This is a genomic window from Rhodopila sp. (assembly GCF_965276935.1).
Taxonomy (GTDB): Bacteria; Pseudomonadota; Alphaproteobacteria; order Acetobacterales; family Acetobacteraceae; genus Rhodopila.
Map to the genome: position 1 here is coordinate 1,203,254 of NZ_CBDIBS010000003.1, position 14,327 is coordinate 1,217,580.

The 14,327-nt window shown below is 66.7% G+C and carries 17 protein-coding genes and 1 tRNA gene; 7 read left to right on the plus strand and 11 right to left on the minus strand.

The genetic code is table 11. The features are described 5' to 3' along the window. Nucleotides 1–2: 2 nt before the first annotated feature. Nucleotides 3–1,721, plus strand: a complete 1,719-nt coding sequence (recN, locus tag ACQY4S_RS13355; protein ID WP_428485686.1) for a DNA repair protein RecN — start codon at nucleotides 3–5, stop codon at nucleotides 1,719–1,721. A gap of 384 nt (nucleotides 1,722–2,105) precedes the next feature. Continuing rightward, complete coding sequence (ligA, locus tag ACQY4S_RS13360) at nucleotides 2,106–4,181, plus strand: NAD-dependent DNA ligase LigA (protein WP_428485687.1); 2,076 nt, start codon at nucleotides 2,106–2,108, stop codon at nucleotides 4,179–4,181. 83 nt (nucleotides 4,182–4,264) lie between these two features. Here the strand turns inward: ligA and ACQY4S_RS13365 are convergent, their stop codons facing one another. Continuing rightward, nucleotides 4,265–4,810: a hypothetical protein gene (locus ACQY4S_RS13365; protein ID WP_428485688.1), complete on the minus strand. Its 546-nt coding sequence runs from the start codon at nucleotides 4,808–4,810 to the stop codon at nucleotides 4,265–4,267. Between the two features lie 199 nt (nucleotides 4,811–5,009). Between ACQY4S_RS13365 and ACQY4S_RS13370 the strand changes: the two genes are divergently transcribed. The 5 genes from ACQY4S_RS13370 (at nucleotide 5,010) to ACQY4S_RS13390 (ending at nucleotide 8,379) form a co-directional block, all read left to right on the plus strand. Then, nucleotides 5,010–5,504: a metal-dependent hydrolase gene (locus ACQY4S_RS13370; RefSeq protein WP_428485689.1), complete on the plus strand. Its 495-nt coding sequence runs from the start codon at nucleotides 5,010–5,012 to the stop codon at nucleotides 5,502–5,504. Between the two features lie 290 nt (nucleotides 5,505–5,794). After that, on the plus strand, nucleotides 5,795–6,454 hold the full coding sequence (locus ACQY4S_RS13375; RefSeq protein WP_428485690.1) for a 50S ribosomal protein L25/general stress protein Ctc: 660 nt from the start codon (nucleotides 5,795–5,797) through the stop codon (nucleotides 6,452–6,454). 39 nt (nucleotides 6,455–6,493) lie between these two features. After that, nucleotides 6,494–7,075, plus strand: coding sequence for an aminoacyl-tRNA hydrolase (gene pth / locus ACQY4S_RS13380; RefSeq protein WP_428485691.1), 582 nt, complete (start codon nucleotides 6,494–6,496; stop codon nucleotides 7,073–7,075). Nucleotides 7,076–7,091: 16 nt separating this feature from the next. Beyond that, a complete protein-coding gene (gene ychF / locus ACQY4S_RS13385; protein ID WP_428485692.1) occupies nucleotides 7,092–8,204 on the plus strand; it encodes a redox-regulated ATPase YchF in 1,113 nt (370 codons plus the stop codon). Between the two features lie 85 nt (nucleotides 8,205–8,289). Beyond that, nucleotides 8,290–8,379 (plus strand) — tRNA-Ser (locus ACQY4S_RS13390). 193 nt (nucleotides 8,380–8,572) lie between these two features. Here ACQY4S_RS13390 and ACQY4S_RS13395 read toward each other — a convergent pair. The 10 genes from ACQY4S_RS13395 to ACQY4S_RS13440 form a co-directional block, all read right to left on the minus strand. After that, a complete protein-coding gene (locus tag ACQY4S_RS13395; protein ID WP_428485693.1) occupies nucleotides 8,573–8,965 on the minus strand; it encodes a type II toxin-antitoxin system VapC family toxin in 393 nt (130 codons plus the stop codon). Next, nucleotides 8,962–9,300 carry a FitA-like ribbon-helix-helix domain-containing protein gene (locus ACQY4S_RS13400; protein ID WP_428485694.1) on the minus strand — a complete coding sequence of 113 codons (339 nt, stop codon included), beginning with the start codon at nucleotides 9,298–9,300 and terminating at the stop codon, nucleotides 8,962–8,964. Before ACQY4S_RS13400 ends, ACQY4S_RS13395 begins: the two co-directional genes overlap by 4 nt. 176 nt (nucleotides 9,301–9,476) lie before the next feature. Continuing rightward, nucleotides 9,477–9,764 (minus strand): DUF1330 domain-containing protein, encoded by a 288-nt coding sequence (locus tag ACQY4S_RS13405; RefSeq protein WP_428485695.1) that lies wholly within the window; start codon nucleotides 9,762–9,764, stop codon nucleotides 9,477–9,479. A gap of 178 nt (nucleotides 9,765–9,942) precedes the next feature. After that, entirely contained in the window at nucleotides 9,943–11,733 is a 1,791-nt protein-coding gene (locus ACQY4S_RS13410) for a complex I subunit 5 family protein (protein WP_428485696.1), read from the minus strand. After that, on the minus strand, nucleotides 11,730–12,086 hold the full coding sequence (locus ACQY4S_RS13415; RefSeq protein WP_428485697.1) for a sodium:proton antiporter: 357 nt from the start codon (nucleotides 12,084–12,086) through the stop codon (nucleotides 11,730–11,732). The genes ACQY4S_RS13410 and ACQY4S_RS13415 overlap by 4 nt, the downstream gene beginning before the upstream one ends. After that, complete coding sequence (locus ACQY4S_RS13420; protein ID WP_428485698.1) at nucleotides 12,083–12,844, minus strand: MnhB domain-containing protein; 762 nt, start codon at nucleotides 12,842–12,844, stop codon at nucleotides 12,083–12,085. The genes ACQY4S_RS13415 and ACQY4S_RS13420 overlap by 4 nt, the downstream gene beginning before the upstream one ends. Continuing rightward, entirely contained in the window at nucleotides 12,841–13,101 is a 261-nt protein-coding gene (locus ACQY4S_RS13425; protein ID WP_428485699.1) for a Na(+)/H(+) antiporter subunit B, read from the minus strand. Before ACQY4S_RS13425 ends, ACQY4S_RS13420 begins: the two co-directional genes overlap by 4 nt. Next, nucleotides 13,098–13,424, minus strand: coding sequence for a monovalent cation/H(+) antiporter subunit G (locus tag ACQY4S_RS13430; protein WP_428485700.1), 327 nt, complete (start codon nucleotides 13,422–13,424; stop codon nucleotides 13,098–13,100). The genes ACQY4S_RS13425 and ACQY4S_RS13430 overlap by 4 nt, the downstream gene beginning before the upstream one ends. Next, complete coding sequence (locus tag ACQY4S_RS13435; RefSeq protein ID WP_428485701.1) at nucleotides 13,424–13,675, minus strand: monovalent cation/H+ antiporter complex subunit F; 252 nt, start codon at nucleotides 13,673–13,675, stop codon at nucleotides 13,424–13,426. Before ACQY4S_RS13435 ends, ACQY4S_RS13430 begins: the two co-directional genes overlap by 1 nt. Next, nucleotides 13,672–14,181, minus strand: coding sequence for a hypothetical protein (locus ACQY4S_RS13440; protein WP_428485702.1), 510 nt, complete (start codon nucleotides 14,179–14,181; stop codon nucleotides 13,672–13,674). The genes ACQY4S_RS13435 and ACQY4S_RS13440 overlap by 4 nt, the downstream gene beginning before the upstream one ends. Between the last annotated feature and the right edge of the window lie 146 nt (nucleotides 14,182–14,327).

The following is a 14,327-nucleotide window of genomic DNA, read 5'->3' on the forward strand; positions in this document are numbered from 1 at the left end:
GGATGCTGACCGCGCTTTCCATCCGCGATGTCGTGCTGATCGAGCGGCTGGATCTGGCGTTTGATCATGGCCTGACCGTCCTGACCGGAGAGACCGGCGCCGGCAAGTCGATCCTGCTCGACAGCTTGGGTCTCGCCCTCGGCGCGCGGGCGGAAAGCGGATTGGTCCGTGGCGGCGCCGAACAGGCCTCGGTCACCGCCTGTTTCACGCCACCGGACGACCACGCCGTCTCTGCTGTCCTCGACGAACATGGCTTGACCGCGGAGGACGAGATCGTCGTGCGCCGTGTCCTCACCAGGGACGGCCGCTCCCGCGCCTTCGTCAACGATCATCCGGTGGGTGTCGGCTTGCTGCGCCGCATCGGCGCCCTGCTGGTCGAGGTGCAGGGTCAGCATGAACAAATGAGCCTGGCCGATCCCACCAGCCACGCCGCCTTGCTGGATGCCTTCGGTGTGGCCGCCGCCCTGCGCCAGACGGTCGCCCTGACCTGGCGCGCCTGGCGGGACGCCCTTGGCGCGCTGGACAAGGCTCGCACGGCGATCGCCGCGGCGGAGCGTGACGAGGACTACCTGCGGCACGCCCTGCAGGAGCTCGCCACTTTGGCGCCGCGCAACGACGAGGAGGAACATCTCGCCCGCGAACGCCAGCGCCTGCAACAGCATGAACGGCGCGCCGAGGCGATCGCCGCGGCGCTGTCCGAGCTGACCCCGCGCGACCGTCGGACCGCCGGACCCGCCGCCGCGTTGCGCGCCGCGTCCCGCGCGCTCCAGCGTCTCACCCCGTCTAGTCAACACGCCGCTGACCCGTCAACCGCCGCCAATCCGGCCGATCAGGCGCTGGCGGCGCTGGAGCGGGCGGAGGAGGCGGTGGCTGAGACGGAAACCCTGCTGACTCGCCTGGCGGCGGAATCCGACGTCGATCCACGCCTGCTGGAACAGGCGGAGGAACGGCTGTTCGCCTTGCGCGCCGCCGCCCGCAAGCACGGCATCGCCGTCACCGACCTGCCTGCCTTGCTGGATACTTTGGCGGCGCGTCTGGCGGCGCTGGAATCCGGTGCGGCCGAGGTCGTCGCGCTGGAACAGGCCGCCCGCGACACCAAGGACCGTTTTCTGGCCGCCGCCGCGGACCTCTCCGCCGCCCGCGTCACCGCCGCCGGGAAGTTGCAAAAGGCGGTGGCGCGAGAGCTGCCGCCGCTGCGTCTCGACAAGGCGCGTTTCTTCGCCGAGGTCGCACCGCTGCCGGAGGCCGCCTGGGGCCCCGCCGGCATGGACCAGGTCCGTTTCCTGATCGCCACCAATCCGGGGCAGGACCCTGGGCCGCTCGCCCGCGTCGCGTCCGGCGGCGAATTGTCGCGGCTGATGCTGGCCATGAAGGTGGTGCTGTCCGCCGGCTCCGCCGTGCCGACTTTGGTGTTCGACGAGGTCGACAGCGGCATCGGCGGCGCCACCGCCGCGGCGGTGGGAGAGCGTCTGGCGCGGGTCGCCGAACAGGTGCAGGTGCTGGTGGTGACGCACAGCCCGCAGGTCGCGGCGCGGGGGGCGGCACATCTGCGCGTCGCCAAGTCCGCCGCCCGCGACCGCGCCGCAACCCTGGTCGACCGGCTGGACCCGATCGCGCGACGCGAGGAAATCGCCCGCATGCTGGCCGGGGAGACCGTTACCGAGGCTGCTCGCGCCGCCGCCGACGACCTGCTGCGCGGCCAGAAACCGTTGCTGGTATGAGGCTTGGGGCAGTTCTACGGTCATGACAAGCGCAGGCCGCATGTGCGTTAAAATAGCACTCTGGAGGCGGCCTTCACGCCCCCACGTCATGGCCGGCGGAGGCCGGCCATCCACGCCTTTGCCGCGCCCGGCCTTGCACATGGCGGGTAGCCAGGCCACGCTCGGCCATGGAGCAGGCCTTGACCAACACACATGGGTCCCTGTTTCAACGCACCTGACGCGAAGGCTCACCATCCACGCCTGCGTCAAGACTAGAAGGCATGGATGGCGGCCCTGCCCCTCCCTCGCTTGGTCGGTCGTCTGTCATGACGATGTTGGTCGGCCTTGCCTTCGTACCGGGTTCTCGCGACCTGTCCCGCCCGCTTCCTCGCGACCCGTCCTACCATGACCGCAGCCAACGGGCACCCCCCGATCGACTCCCTTACCGAAGCCGAAGCCGCCGCCGAACTGGCGCGCCTGGCACCGGAGATCGCGCACCACGACGCCGCGTACCACCAGCATGACTCGCCGGAGATCACCGACGCCGACTACGACGCGCTGCGCCGCCGCAATGCCGCGATCGAGGCCCGCTTTCCTGCCCTGATCCGCGCCGACTCCCCCTCCACCCGCATCGGCGGCGCGCCCGACAGCGGCTTCGCCAAGGTCCGCCATCGCGTGCCGATGCTGTCGCTGGACAATGTCTTCGACGCCGCCGCTTTCACTGAATTCTGCACCCGCGCCAGACGCTTCCTCGGCCGCACCGAGCCGCTGACATTCGTTGCCGAACCGAAGATCGACGGCCTTTCGATCAGCCTGACCTATGAACATGGCCACTTCGTCCGCGGTGCCACGCGTGGCGATGGCACGGAGGGCGAGGACGTCACCGCCAACCTGCGAACCATGCGGTCCGTCCCCGACACCCTGCACGGCGACGCGCCCGCGCTGATCGAGATCCGCGGCGAGGTCTTCATGACCAAGGCCGATTTCATCGCCCTGAACCAGACGCAGGCCGAGGCCGGTGCCAGGGTCTTCGCCAACCCGCGCAACGCCGCCGCCGGCAGCCTGCGGCAACTCGACGTCCGGATCACCGCCGGCCGCCCCTTGTCGCTGTTCGCCTATGCGCAGGGTGACAGCAGCGGACCGGTGGCGGAAACCCATTGGGCCTATCTGCAACGGCTGACGGATTGGGGCTTCACCGTCAATCCGCTGTCCCGCCAGTTGGCGAACGAAGCCGACGCCGAGGCCTTCCAGATCGAGATCGGTCTCGCCCGCTCGGCCCTCGGCTACGACATCGACGGCGTCGTCTACAAGATCGACGACCTCGCCTTGCAGCGCCGCCTGGGCTTTGTCGGCCGAGCGCCGCGCTGGGCGACAGCCTGGAAGTTTCCCGCCGAACAGGCGACGACGGTGTTACGCGACATCCGCATCCAGGTCGGCCGCACCGGAGCGCTGACGCCGGTGGCGGAGCTGGAACCGATCAATGTCGGCGGTGTCCTGGTCGCCCGCGCCACGCTGCACAATGAAGACGAGATCGCCCGCAAGGACATCCGGATCGGCGACACCGTGCTGCTGCAACGCGCCGGCGACGTAATCCCGCAGATCGTGTCCGTCGTGCCGGACCGGCGGCCGGCGACATCCGCGGCTTATGTCTTCCCCGATACCTGCCCCGCCTGCGGCAGCCACGCCGTTCGCCCCCCGGGCGAAGTGGTGCGCCGCTGCACCGGCGGCCTGATCTGTCCCGCCCAGCGCGTCGAGCGGCTGATCCACTTCGTCTCCCGCCCCGCCTTCGACATCGACGGGCTGGGCGAGAAGACCATCCAGGAATTCTACGATGAGGGCTGGCTGAACGGCCCGGCCGACCTGTTCAGGTTGCCGGAACACGAAGCGGAAATCGCCGTCCGGGAGGGCTGGGGAAAGCTGTCCGCGCGCAACCTGTCGCACGCTATCGCCGCCCGCCGCACTGTCCCGCTTAACCGGTTCATCTACGCCCTCGGCATTCGCCGCATTGGCGCGACCAATGCCAGACTGCTCGCTCGGCATTATGGTGGCTTCGCCAACTGGCGCACGCAGATGCTGGCGGCGATGACCGTCGGCTCCGATGAACGCCTGGCGCTGGGCAGCATCAGCGGCGTCGGCCCGTCGATCGCCGAGGAACTGGTGGATTTCTTCGCCGAACCGCGCAACGTCGCCATCCTGGATGAACTGGCCGCCGAACTGACCATCGAGGACGCGGCGGCGGAGCAGGCCGCCGACAGTCCGATCGCCGGCAAGACCTTGGTGTTCACCGGCACGCTGGCAACGCTGAGCCGTCCGGAGGCGAAGGCGCGAGCCGAGACGCTGGGAGCGAAAGTCACCGATACGGTGTCGAAGAAGACGGATATCGTGGTGGTCGGCGCCGATGCCGGAGCAAAGGCGCGCAAGGCGGCGGAACTAGGGGTCAGGACGATGACGGAAGCCGAATGGCGTGACCTGGTCGGATGATGCCGATCCTCGGTTTGCCGCAAGCATGGCAGCACGGCCGCCGACGCGTGATCAATCGCGATCGGTGATGATGGCACGCGACATCAGTTCGTCAGCCGATAACTCGCTGGAATCTTGAACAGCTCGGGCGGCTGCTTGGCGAATGTGATGCCGGTCAGGAACTCTCGATGATGGATGTTCTGACCAAACACGCCGTCGTCATAGTCGCGGCGCACCATGATCCCCGTGTCGGTCAGCCAGTAAGCCCCCGCCGCGTCCAGCGCGCCATCATCGCCGAAGATGTATTTCGTCGTCTTCAAACCCTCGATACGTTCGGTCCCCGCCTTCACCGCACCGCTGACTGCCGGAGTGCGCGCGATATAGCGTCGGAACAACGCATCATCCATCGGCAGCACGAGATAGGTGTGGTTGGCCATCAGCAGGTATTGCGTCTGCGTCGTCAGGTCGAGGATCGTGGTGCTGAAACCGTTCGCGCGATCGATGCGAAGTATGCCGGGCGTATAGTGGATGGTCTGCCGGCTGAGCAACGCCCCCGTCTCCTGCACGTCCGTCGCCGAGAAATCGACGCTCGGTAGCACGAGGTCGTCATCCCCCCAGGCGGCTCCAGCAAACAACAGGATCAGGACCACGAGCAGATATCGCATCGCTGCCATGCCGGTTTCGTAACGGGACGGATGTTCACGCCGAACTCGTTGCTTTGTCAATACCGTCGAGATCTGTCGCTAGGTGGCCGCTTCTGATCCGAGGCGATGACAGCGCCGGCAACCCTTCAAAGGCAACAGATGCCGTCGCCTTGTCGGACCAAGGCGGCGCGTGTAGGTGCGCGGCATGATGGCGAGATCCCATGTGGTCATCGGCCTTGCGACATGGATTGCCGCGGCGCCTTGGCTGCATCTGTCTCCGGTGGACCCGGTCTACCTCGGCCTGGCTTTGGCCGGATCGCTGCTGCCGGACGTGGACCATCCAAATTCCTGGGTTGGACGGCGCGCACGGCCGGTCTCGACAGTCATCGCCTCGACCCTGGGTCATCGCGGCATCACCCACTCGGCTCTGGCGATCGTCGGCCTGACGTTGCTGCTTTTCCAATCCGGCTATCGCCGCGGTGCCGTGTCCGCCCTCGCAATCGGCTACCTGTCGCACCTTGCGGCGGACATGCTGACCCCCCGCGGGCTGCGGCTGGCATGGCCACACCGGCGGACCTGGGGATTGAACCTATGCCGCACCGGCTCGCCCATGGAATCCGTCATCGTCATTGTCCTTGTGTGCGGGATCGCCTGGTGGGCTCACATGTACGGGTCCTGGCGGATGCACGCCCTGCGCTGAAGCAAGCAAGGCGAGGGGCTCCGCCCCTCGACCCCGCCAAAGGCTGACGCCCTTGGAACCCATTTAGCGGTTTGGGGGAGAGGGGGCTATTCAGTCGTTGCAACCGCCTCGGTCGCCCCCTCTCCCCCAAACCCCTGGACGGGGATCAAAGGGGCATCCGCCCCTTCGCGGGTCCAGGGCAGCGCCCTGGCCTTCCTCACCTCCGCATGACCCTTGCCCGCAACCCCACCCTGGGCTACACGCCCCCGCGCCGGCACCCCTGGAGGCCGGCGCTTGTACAGGAGCGAACCATGGCCAACGTTGTGTCGATCGAGGCCGAGGCACGTGCGCGCAGCGGTAAGGGGGCGGCGCGGGCGACCCGGCGTGCGGGCAAGGTGCCCGCGGTCATCTATGGCGGCAAACAGGATCCCAACCTGATCGCGCTCGACCCACGGGTGGTGATCCGCGAAATTCACCGTGCCGGCTGGCAATCCCGGCTATACGAGATCAACGCCGGCGCGCAGCCGATCCGCGCGCTGATCCGCGGCGTGCAGTTCCACCCGGTTTCCGACGCGCCGGAACACGTCGATTTCCAGCGTCTGACACCAGGCGAGCGGGTCAAGGTCGCCATCCCGGTCCACTTCGAGAATGACGGCATCAGCCCCGGCATCAAGCGCGGCGCCGTGCTGAACGTGGTCCGCCACACGGTCGAGGTCTACTGCGACGCCGACCACATCCCGGACCAGTTCACCGCCGACCTCGGCCCGCTGGACTTCAACGACAATGTCCGCTGGCACGACCTGCGGGGCACCGAGAACGTCAAGCCGGTGATCGACCGGGACTTCGTCGTGGCCACCGTGGTGCCGCCGACCAAGATCGAGGTGGTCGCCGAAGCCGGCGCCGGCGTGGCACCGGCCAAGGCCGCGACACCCGCGAAGGGCGCCGCCAAGGCGCCCGCCAAGAAGGGCTAGACAGCGTGATCAAGCCTCCGCTGTGACAAACCTTCCGCTGTGACGAGCCTTTGGGTCGGCCTCGGCAATCCGGAGCCTGGCATGGCGGCCAACCGCCACAACATCGGCTTCATGGCACTCGACATGATCGCGACACGCCACGGTTTCTCGCCGTGGCGCCGCCGCTTCAAGGGTCTTGCCGCCGAGGGCAGCATCGCCGGGCAGAAGATCCTGGCGCTGAAGCCGCTGACCTACATGAACAGTTCCGGCGAGTCGGTGCAGGCCGCCGCCGCCTTCTACAAGCTGCCGCCCGAGGCGATCACCGCGTTTCACGACGAACTCGACCTGGTGCCGGGGAAGCTGCGCGTCAAGCAAGGCGGCGGCGCCGCCGGTCATAACGGTCTTCGCAGCATGGACAGGATGCTGGGCAGCCAGGATTACTGGCGTGTGCGCCTTGGCATCGGCCATCCCGGTTCGAAGGAGCAGGTGCTGGGCTATGTGCTGAGCGACTTCGGCAAGCACGACCGGACGTGGCTGGTCGCCCTGCTGGATGCGGTGGCGGATGCTGCCGAGCTGCTGGCGCAGGGCAGGCCGGCGGAGTTCATGACCAATGTCGCCTTGCGGACCCAAGGTTCAAGCTGATCGGGGATAGACGCTGATGGGTTTCAACTGCGGCATTGTCGGCCTGCCGAACGTCGGCAAATCCACCCTGTTCAACGCGCTGACCGCCACCGCGGCGGCACAGGCGGCGAACTACCCGTTCTGCACCATCGAGCCGAACGTCGGCCGCGTCGCCGTACCCGACCGGCGCCTGGACGTGCTGGCGGAGATCGGCAAGTCGATCAAGATCGTCCCGACCAGCCTGGAGTTCGTCGATATCGCCGGCCTGGTGCGCGGCGCTTCCAAGGGAGAGGGCCTGGGCAACCAGTTCCTCGCGAACATCCGGGAAGTGGACGCCATCATCCATGTGCTGCGCTGTTTCGAGGACAGCGATATCACCCACGTCGAAGGCTCGATCGACCCGCTGCGCGACATCGAGGTGGTGGAAACCGAGCTGATGCTGGCGGACCTTGACAGCCTGGAACGCCGGTTGACCCAGGCGCAGAAACGCGCCCGCGGCGGCGACAAGGAAAGCCTCGCCGCGGTGGCGATCATGGAACCTCTGGTCAACGCCTTAAGCGCGGGCAGGCCCGCCCGCACCGCGATCCCGCTCGGCGAGGAAGACGCCGTGCGCCGGTTGCAGCTGCTCACCGCGAAGCCCGTGCTGTATGTGTGCAATGTAGACGAAGCCTCCGCCGCCACCGGCAACGCGTTTTCGGAACAGGTGCGTGCGTGGGCTGCGGCGCAGGAGGGAGCCGCTCGTATGGGAGCGCCATCCATCGCCGTGTCCGCCGCGATCGAGGCCGAGGTGTCGCAGCTTCCCGAGGCCGACCGGGCGGAGTTCCTGGACGGCCTCGGCCTGGCCGAGAGCGGACTGGATCAGGTGATCCGTGCCGGCTACGGCCTGCTGGACCTGCTGACCTATTTCACCTGCGGACCCAAGGAGACCCGCGCCTGGACGATTACCAGGGGCACAAGGGCGCCACAGGCCGCGGCGGTGATCCACAAGGACTTCGAGCGCGGGTTCATAGCCTGTGAAACCATCGGCTATGATGATTTCGTCGCCTACCGCGGTGAACAGGGCGCCAAGGAAGCCGGCCGGATGCGGATCGAGGGCAAGACCTATGCGGTGAAGGACGGCGACGTCCTGCTGTTCCGCTTCAACGTCTAGCCGCGACGGCCTTACCCCGTTTCGGTAAGGCTTGCGTGTTGCCAAGCGACCGGCTACGTCACGCCGCCGACGCGCATGCTGGAACGGAGAGGTGCCGGAGCGGTCGATCGGGGCGGTCTCGAAAACCGTTGAGCGCGCAAGCGTTCCGAGGGTTCGAATCCCTCCCTCTCCGCCAGTCTAGAGCGTGATCGCCTGTGGCTGATTGGTCAGAAGGCGTGAATCATGCGATCAAGCAGAGCGCTAGACCATGATCGGCTGCTGGTGATAATGCAACCTCGAACGATCATGGTTTAGGACCCGCCAGTCCGTCCCGGCGCCGACAGTTATTGAATAAGGCGCTTTCGGGGCCGGGCTACAGACCGATGCCTTTACACCAACTCGACTCGCGCATGATGGCCCGGCGCAGCGGCGAGACGTTTGTCGCGGGTGAGCAGCGTAGCGTCGAGCGCTTCGGCGAGGGCGACGTAGACCGCGTCATACGCCGTAAGATTGTTCCGCAGATCCCAAACTCGCGGCAAAAGGAAGTCGTGTGGATATCGGCGCAACGGGAGTTCCACGAGGTCAGCGAGAGCCGCGCGACCGCGCTTCGCATCGATCTCACCATTCGCAGCATACCGGCGAACCACCTGCGCGACTTCAACGTCCAGCAAATAAGGCGCGTGCAACGTCTGCAACGGATCGAATAGCCACTTCTCCACCGCTTTGGCTGCTGGCGTGCGAAGCAGCGCTTCGAGCACCGCTGAAGCGTCGATGACGATCATCGGCGGTCGCGTTCAGCGCGGACGGCCTGTGCTGGTTCCACTGACAGGGCCGTTCCCGAACGCCGTTCCAAACGCGCCCGCAAGTCATCAAGCGTCGGTCGCTCGGCCACCTGGCGCATCTCGTTGAGCAGGTAGTCGGAGAGCGACATACCCGCCAGCGCCGCACGCGATTTGAGCTGACGATGCAACGCATCCGGCACATTACGGATTTGTATCATGACCGCCATTTGGGTAATCTCAACGCATGTGACCAACATGTCAACATGCTCGCCGCATGTGCGGCAGCACAACCATGCCGTACTTGCCTGGTAGTTGCCATTATAGGGCTCCAGCATGAACATAGAGTTCATCATCGTCGGTCGTGGCCCCGCTGACATTTCCGACCATACCTCAGGCCAAACATGTTCACCGCGGAACTATGGATAGTTAGGTCCGTCAAGTTGCGTAAAAGCGGCTGCTACTATGGAGTAATGAATTTTGCCATTCCCTTCGCCGCACTTGCCTTCTCGCCTCACACCCCCGGCACCGCCCACACGTCAAGCTCGGCCGAACCCTCGCGCAGCTTTTTCACCTCGGCATACTCCGGCGAGTCCCAGAAGCTGTGGATCGCCTCCATCGATGGAAACTCGAAAACCACGAGGCTCCGCCCGTCGTGCGAACCCTCCAGCACCTCAAGCTTGGCGCCGCGCACGACATAGCGGCCGCCGAACCGTTGCGCGAGCGGTCCCACCGCCGCCCGGTATTCGGGCCACCCCTCTTCGCGAGTGATCTTGATCTGAACAAGCAGATAGGCAGGCATGCGCTCCTCCTTTTCGACGACACGCGGTCCCAGAGCCGCGTCACACAGGAAATACGTAGACGGAACGGGTTAAGCCGTTGCCGCACGCGGCTGTTCCACGCGAACGTCGCTGCCTCGGTAACCGTCAAGCATCGAGCCGCGACAACATCGTATCTCCATCTCTTTATCACGCTGTCATCTAGCTGAACGCGAAGACTACCCCGAACAGCGCCAACCCCACCATCACCCACGTGACGTAATCCCCGATCAACCCGCTGTGGATCGTGCTCAGCGCGTTCAGCACGGGCGTCGTGATCCGGTCGACCCAGACAACCGGCCGCTCGGGCAGGCGCCGCCGCGTCAGCTCGAACGCCGCGATCGCAACAGCCAGCGCCACCGAAACCCAAGGCATCCATGAACCGCCGGAATCGTGTGACGGGACCAGCGGGACTGTCCCCGTGTTCGCCGCGCGCAACCCCAGTATGGCCTCGACATCCGGATGCATGAAGCTGGTCGCGGCCCGCATGGCGTAATCGCCGGCCGCCTCGGCCTCGGGCAACGCGAGCACCAGCAGCAGGACCGTCGGCGCCAGCATCAGCCACAGCGGCCGGTCGGCCTTCTCCTGCTCTTCCTCGGTCGGCGAACGTTCCTCCTCGCCGGGAACCTGTCCCAGCCCGAGGAACACGCGCCCGGTGACCCGCAGCACCGCGCCGCCGGTGCAAGCGGCGCCCACCGTCACCGCGATCATGACCCAACCCTTGCCCGCCTCATGTCCGGCCGCCTCGATCAAATCCGTCCCCTTGTCCATCAGCCCGATCGGCAGGCCCGCCAGCAGCAATCCGCCCGCCGCCATCGCCACGCCAGCCGGCCAGATGTCGCGCCCCTTGCCGCGCAGGCCGATCTCGTCGATGCCGCCGCAGCTCGCCATCAGGATGCCCGCCACCATGAACAGCGCGCCCTTCACCAGCCCGTGCCCGGCCATGTAGACCAGCATGCCGGACAGCCCCTCGCGGTTCAGCAGCGCCAGCCCGATCAGCATGATGCCGGTATGCGAGATGGTGGAGAACGCCAGCAGCCGCTTCACGTGCCGCTGGACCACCGCCATCACCCCGCCCACGATCGCGCTCGCCACCCCCATCCCCAGCAGCAGCGTGCGAACGACGTGCAGCACCACGTCCGAGGGTGCGAACACCGCCCACGTCAGCTTGGCGACGCCATAGAGTCCAATGGATACCATCGCCCCGGAGAAGATCACCGAGACCGGACTCGGTGCCACCGCATGGGCATCCGACAGCCAGAACTGGAACGGCACCTGCGCCGCCTTGATCAGCAGACCTGTCGCCAACAAGACGAAGGACGCCGTGATCACGGCATCGCCGGGCGCGGCTGCCACACCCCTCTCAAGCGCGGCGAAGTCCAGTGCGCCCACCTGTGCATAGATCAGCCCGATCCCGCCCAGGATCAGGTAGCTGCCGATCGTATTGACCACGGTGAAGGTCAGCGCCCCCTCCAGCGCCGAGGGCCGCAGCGCGTAGCCGGTGACGGCGAAGGCGGCGACGCTCATGACCTCGAACCACACGAACAGGTTGAACAGGTCGTGGGTCAGGCAGAAGCCTGTCATTCCCGCCATGAACAGCAGCATCAGCACATGGAAATGCGCCTGCACCTCGTCGAAGTAGCCCCAGGCGAACACCAGGGTGGCGGCGAACAGCAGACCGATGAAGGCCGCGAAGGCGGCGCCGGCCTGATCGACGACGAAGCTGATGCCGAGCGCCTGGCCGGTGCGTGGCGTCCATCCACCGAACCAGTAGATCAGCGGATGCTCGCCCGCGTGCATCGCCATGACCACGCAGATCGCCGCACTGCCCAGCGCGGTCAGCACGGCCACAACATCGGGCACGCGGCTCGGCAATACCCGACCGAACGCCAGCAGAAGGCCGGCGATCGCCAGCGGACCCGCGACCGGCAGGGGCGGCAGCAGGTCGATCACGGTTGCAGTGGCCGCAGCTTTTCCGGATCGATCGTGCCGCGCTGCTTGTGCAGTTGCAGCACCAGCGCGAGCAGCAGCGCCGTGATCGTGGCGCCAATCACGATGTCGGTCAGCACCAGCGCCTGCACCACCGGATCAACCGCCGGCGTGCCGGGCGGATGCGTATAGAAGATCGGCGCCGCGGCCCCCTTTCGATACCCGGCGGCCAGCAGCAGCACATAGGTCGAGGACTGCACCACCGACAGGCAGCCGATCAGGTGGACATAGTTGCGGCTGGTGATGATGGCATAGAGGCCGATCCCCAACAGCCAGGCGGCGACGATCCAGGGAACCAGGCTGGCCAGCGTGGTCATCGCCCATTCCCGTCCTGTTCGATCCGTGTCTCCTCGAGGAACTCCAGGAAGAGCACCGCGAAGCCTCCCGCCACGGCGAAGGCGACACCGGCATTCTCGACCAGCATGAGGCCACCCGAGAACACGTCGCGCGCCGAACCCAGCGGCAGGATGTTGCCCAGGAACGGCGCCCCCGCCGCCATCGAGGCGAAGCCACATAGCGCATAGAGCGTGGCACCGCCGCCTTCGCAGGCATCCAGGAACTCCGAGCGCATCAGCCTGCGCCAGCCGCGGTAGCCCTCGCCAAGGAAGAACAGCATTGTTCCGCAGGCGACAATGACGCCGCCCTGAAAACCCCCGCCGGGCGTGGTCATCGCATGCAGGGCGACATAGAGGCCGAACAGCACGGTCAGTCCGGCGAGCATGCGGCAGATCAAGACGATTGCGTCGCTGCGGGCCGGGATCGGCCGCCCCTCGACCTGCCCGGGGCGAGCGGTGATGTGCTCGCCCCGGCTGCCGCGCAGCAGCATGGTGGTGCCGGTGACGGCACACAGCAGCATGAACTCCTCGCCCAACGTGTCGAAGCCGCGATAGTCGAAATTCACCGCGCTGACCATGTTGGTGACGTGACGCTCCCGCGTCCCCGCCGCGTTGATCGCATCGCCATACGGTAGGGGATGGGCGCCGAACACCGGCATGCGATCGGCAACATGAAACACCGCCGGGACCAGGCAGACGCAGGCGAGCAGGAAGACCAGCAGCCGGATGCGCGGGCTCATTCGGCGTCCGGCCGCTTGGCGCGGCGATCCATGCGCATGCTCGCGAGCACGACGAGGAACAGCAACGGCAATGCCACGGTGCCGACGGTCAACTCCGAGAAGGCCACATCCGGCGCCTGCAGGGCCATGAACAGCAGCGCCAGCACCAGCCCGTTCGCCGCCATCGCCATCACCTGCCGGCGCGGCGTCCGCGACAGGGCAACGCCGGTGCCGGTCACCGCCGTCAGCAGAAACAGCAGCGTGATCAGCAGGCTCATGGGCTCTTCCCAATGCTTGCTTCAGCCCCGGACGCCGCGGCCTCCGGTGCCGAACCCCGCAGCACAAGCGCGCGTCCGACCGCATGCGACATCGCCGCGCCGGCCAGCAGGCTGATGCCGATGATCAGCAGGATCTTGAGCGCGCGGACCGAGATCCCGTCGCTCAGGAACGCCGCAAGAACCAGGGCGGTGCCGGCTGTCGTGTTGACGAACGCCACGCAGTGCATCCTGTCCAGCGGCGATCTCAGCCGCATGAAGCCGACGCAGCCTAGCCAGACGGCCAGCACGATGACCACCAGCAACCCCTGGATCGCGAAAGTCATCAAAGCCATCGCTCAAGGAACAGCGTGATGATCAACGTGCCTGGCAGCGTGAGCAGCGCCAGCGTCAGCGCCAGATCGATGAACGCACTTTGATCGAATGCGAAGGTCATCAGGATCAGCATCAGCGTGGCGACCGAGGTGGCGAGTTGGACAGCGACCAGCCGCCCAGCCGTGCCGCCGTGGCATGCGGCGACCGCGGGAATCGCGAAGGCCGGCAGCAGCGCCACGAGCGCCAGCATCCAGGATGTCACGCCGGCCATTGCCGGTCAGGGCTTGGGGGTGCCGAAACCAGGCGGTGCATCACCAGCACGTCCTGGCCCTTTGGGATGCTCAGCACGTAACCGTTCGGCGCGAGCGAAATGCCCAGCGTGACCAGGCCGCGCCGTCCCGCATCGTCGGCTTGGCCGCGCCATCCCGCATCGTCGGCCTGGCCGCGCCGTCCCGCATCGTCGGCATGGCCTTCGCCCTGACGAAACGGCTGGCGGGCGACGACGCCCACCGGACCGTCCGGTCGCCGCCACAGCGCATGCAGCAGCACGCCGGCAACCTGTACCGCGTTCGGCAACAATGCGGCAAGCGGCCGGCCAACCACATGCAACCAGGGCGCGCGAAACCGCAGCCGTCGCGATCGGGCTCGATGCAGCAGGACCGCGACAGCCGCCGCCGCGGTCGTGGCCGGCACCCCGGCGATGATCTCGGTCATGCTGATCTGTCCGGCGAACAGCAGGTAGAACCCAGCCAGCAGAACCCAGATCACGACAGCGGAACCTGCTTGGCCAAACCGCTTCGAGCCTTTCACCGCCTTCTCCCTGACGTGACTCCGTTCCGTAACAGGAAAGCCGCCGCCGTGCCACGAGAAGCTGAACCCGCCCTTGACCTTCAGGCGCCATCAGGTGGCGAACT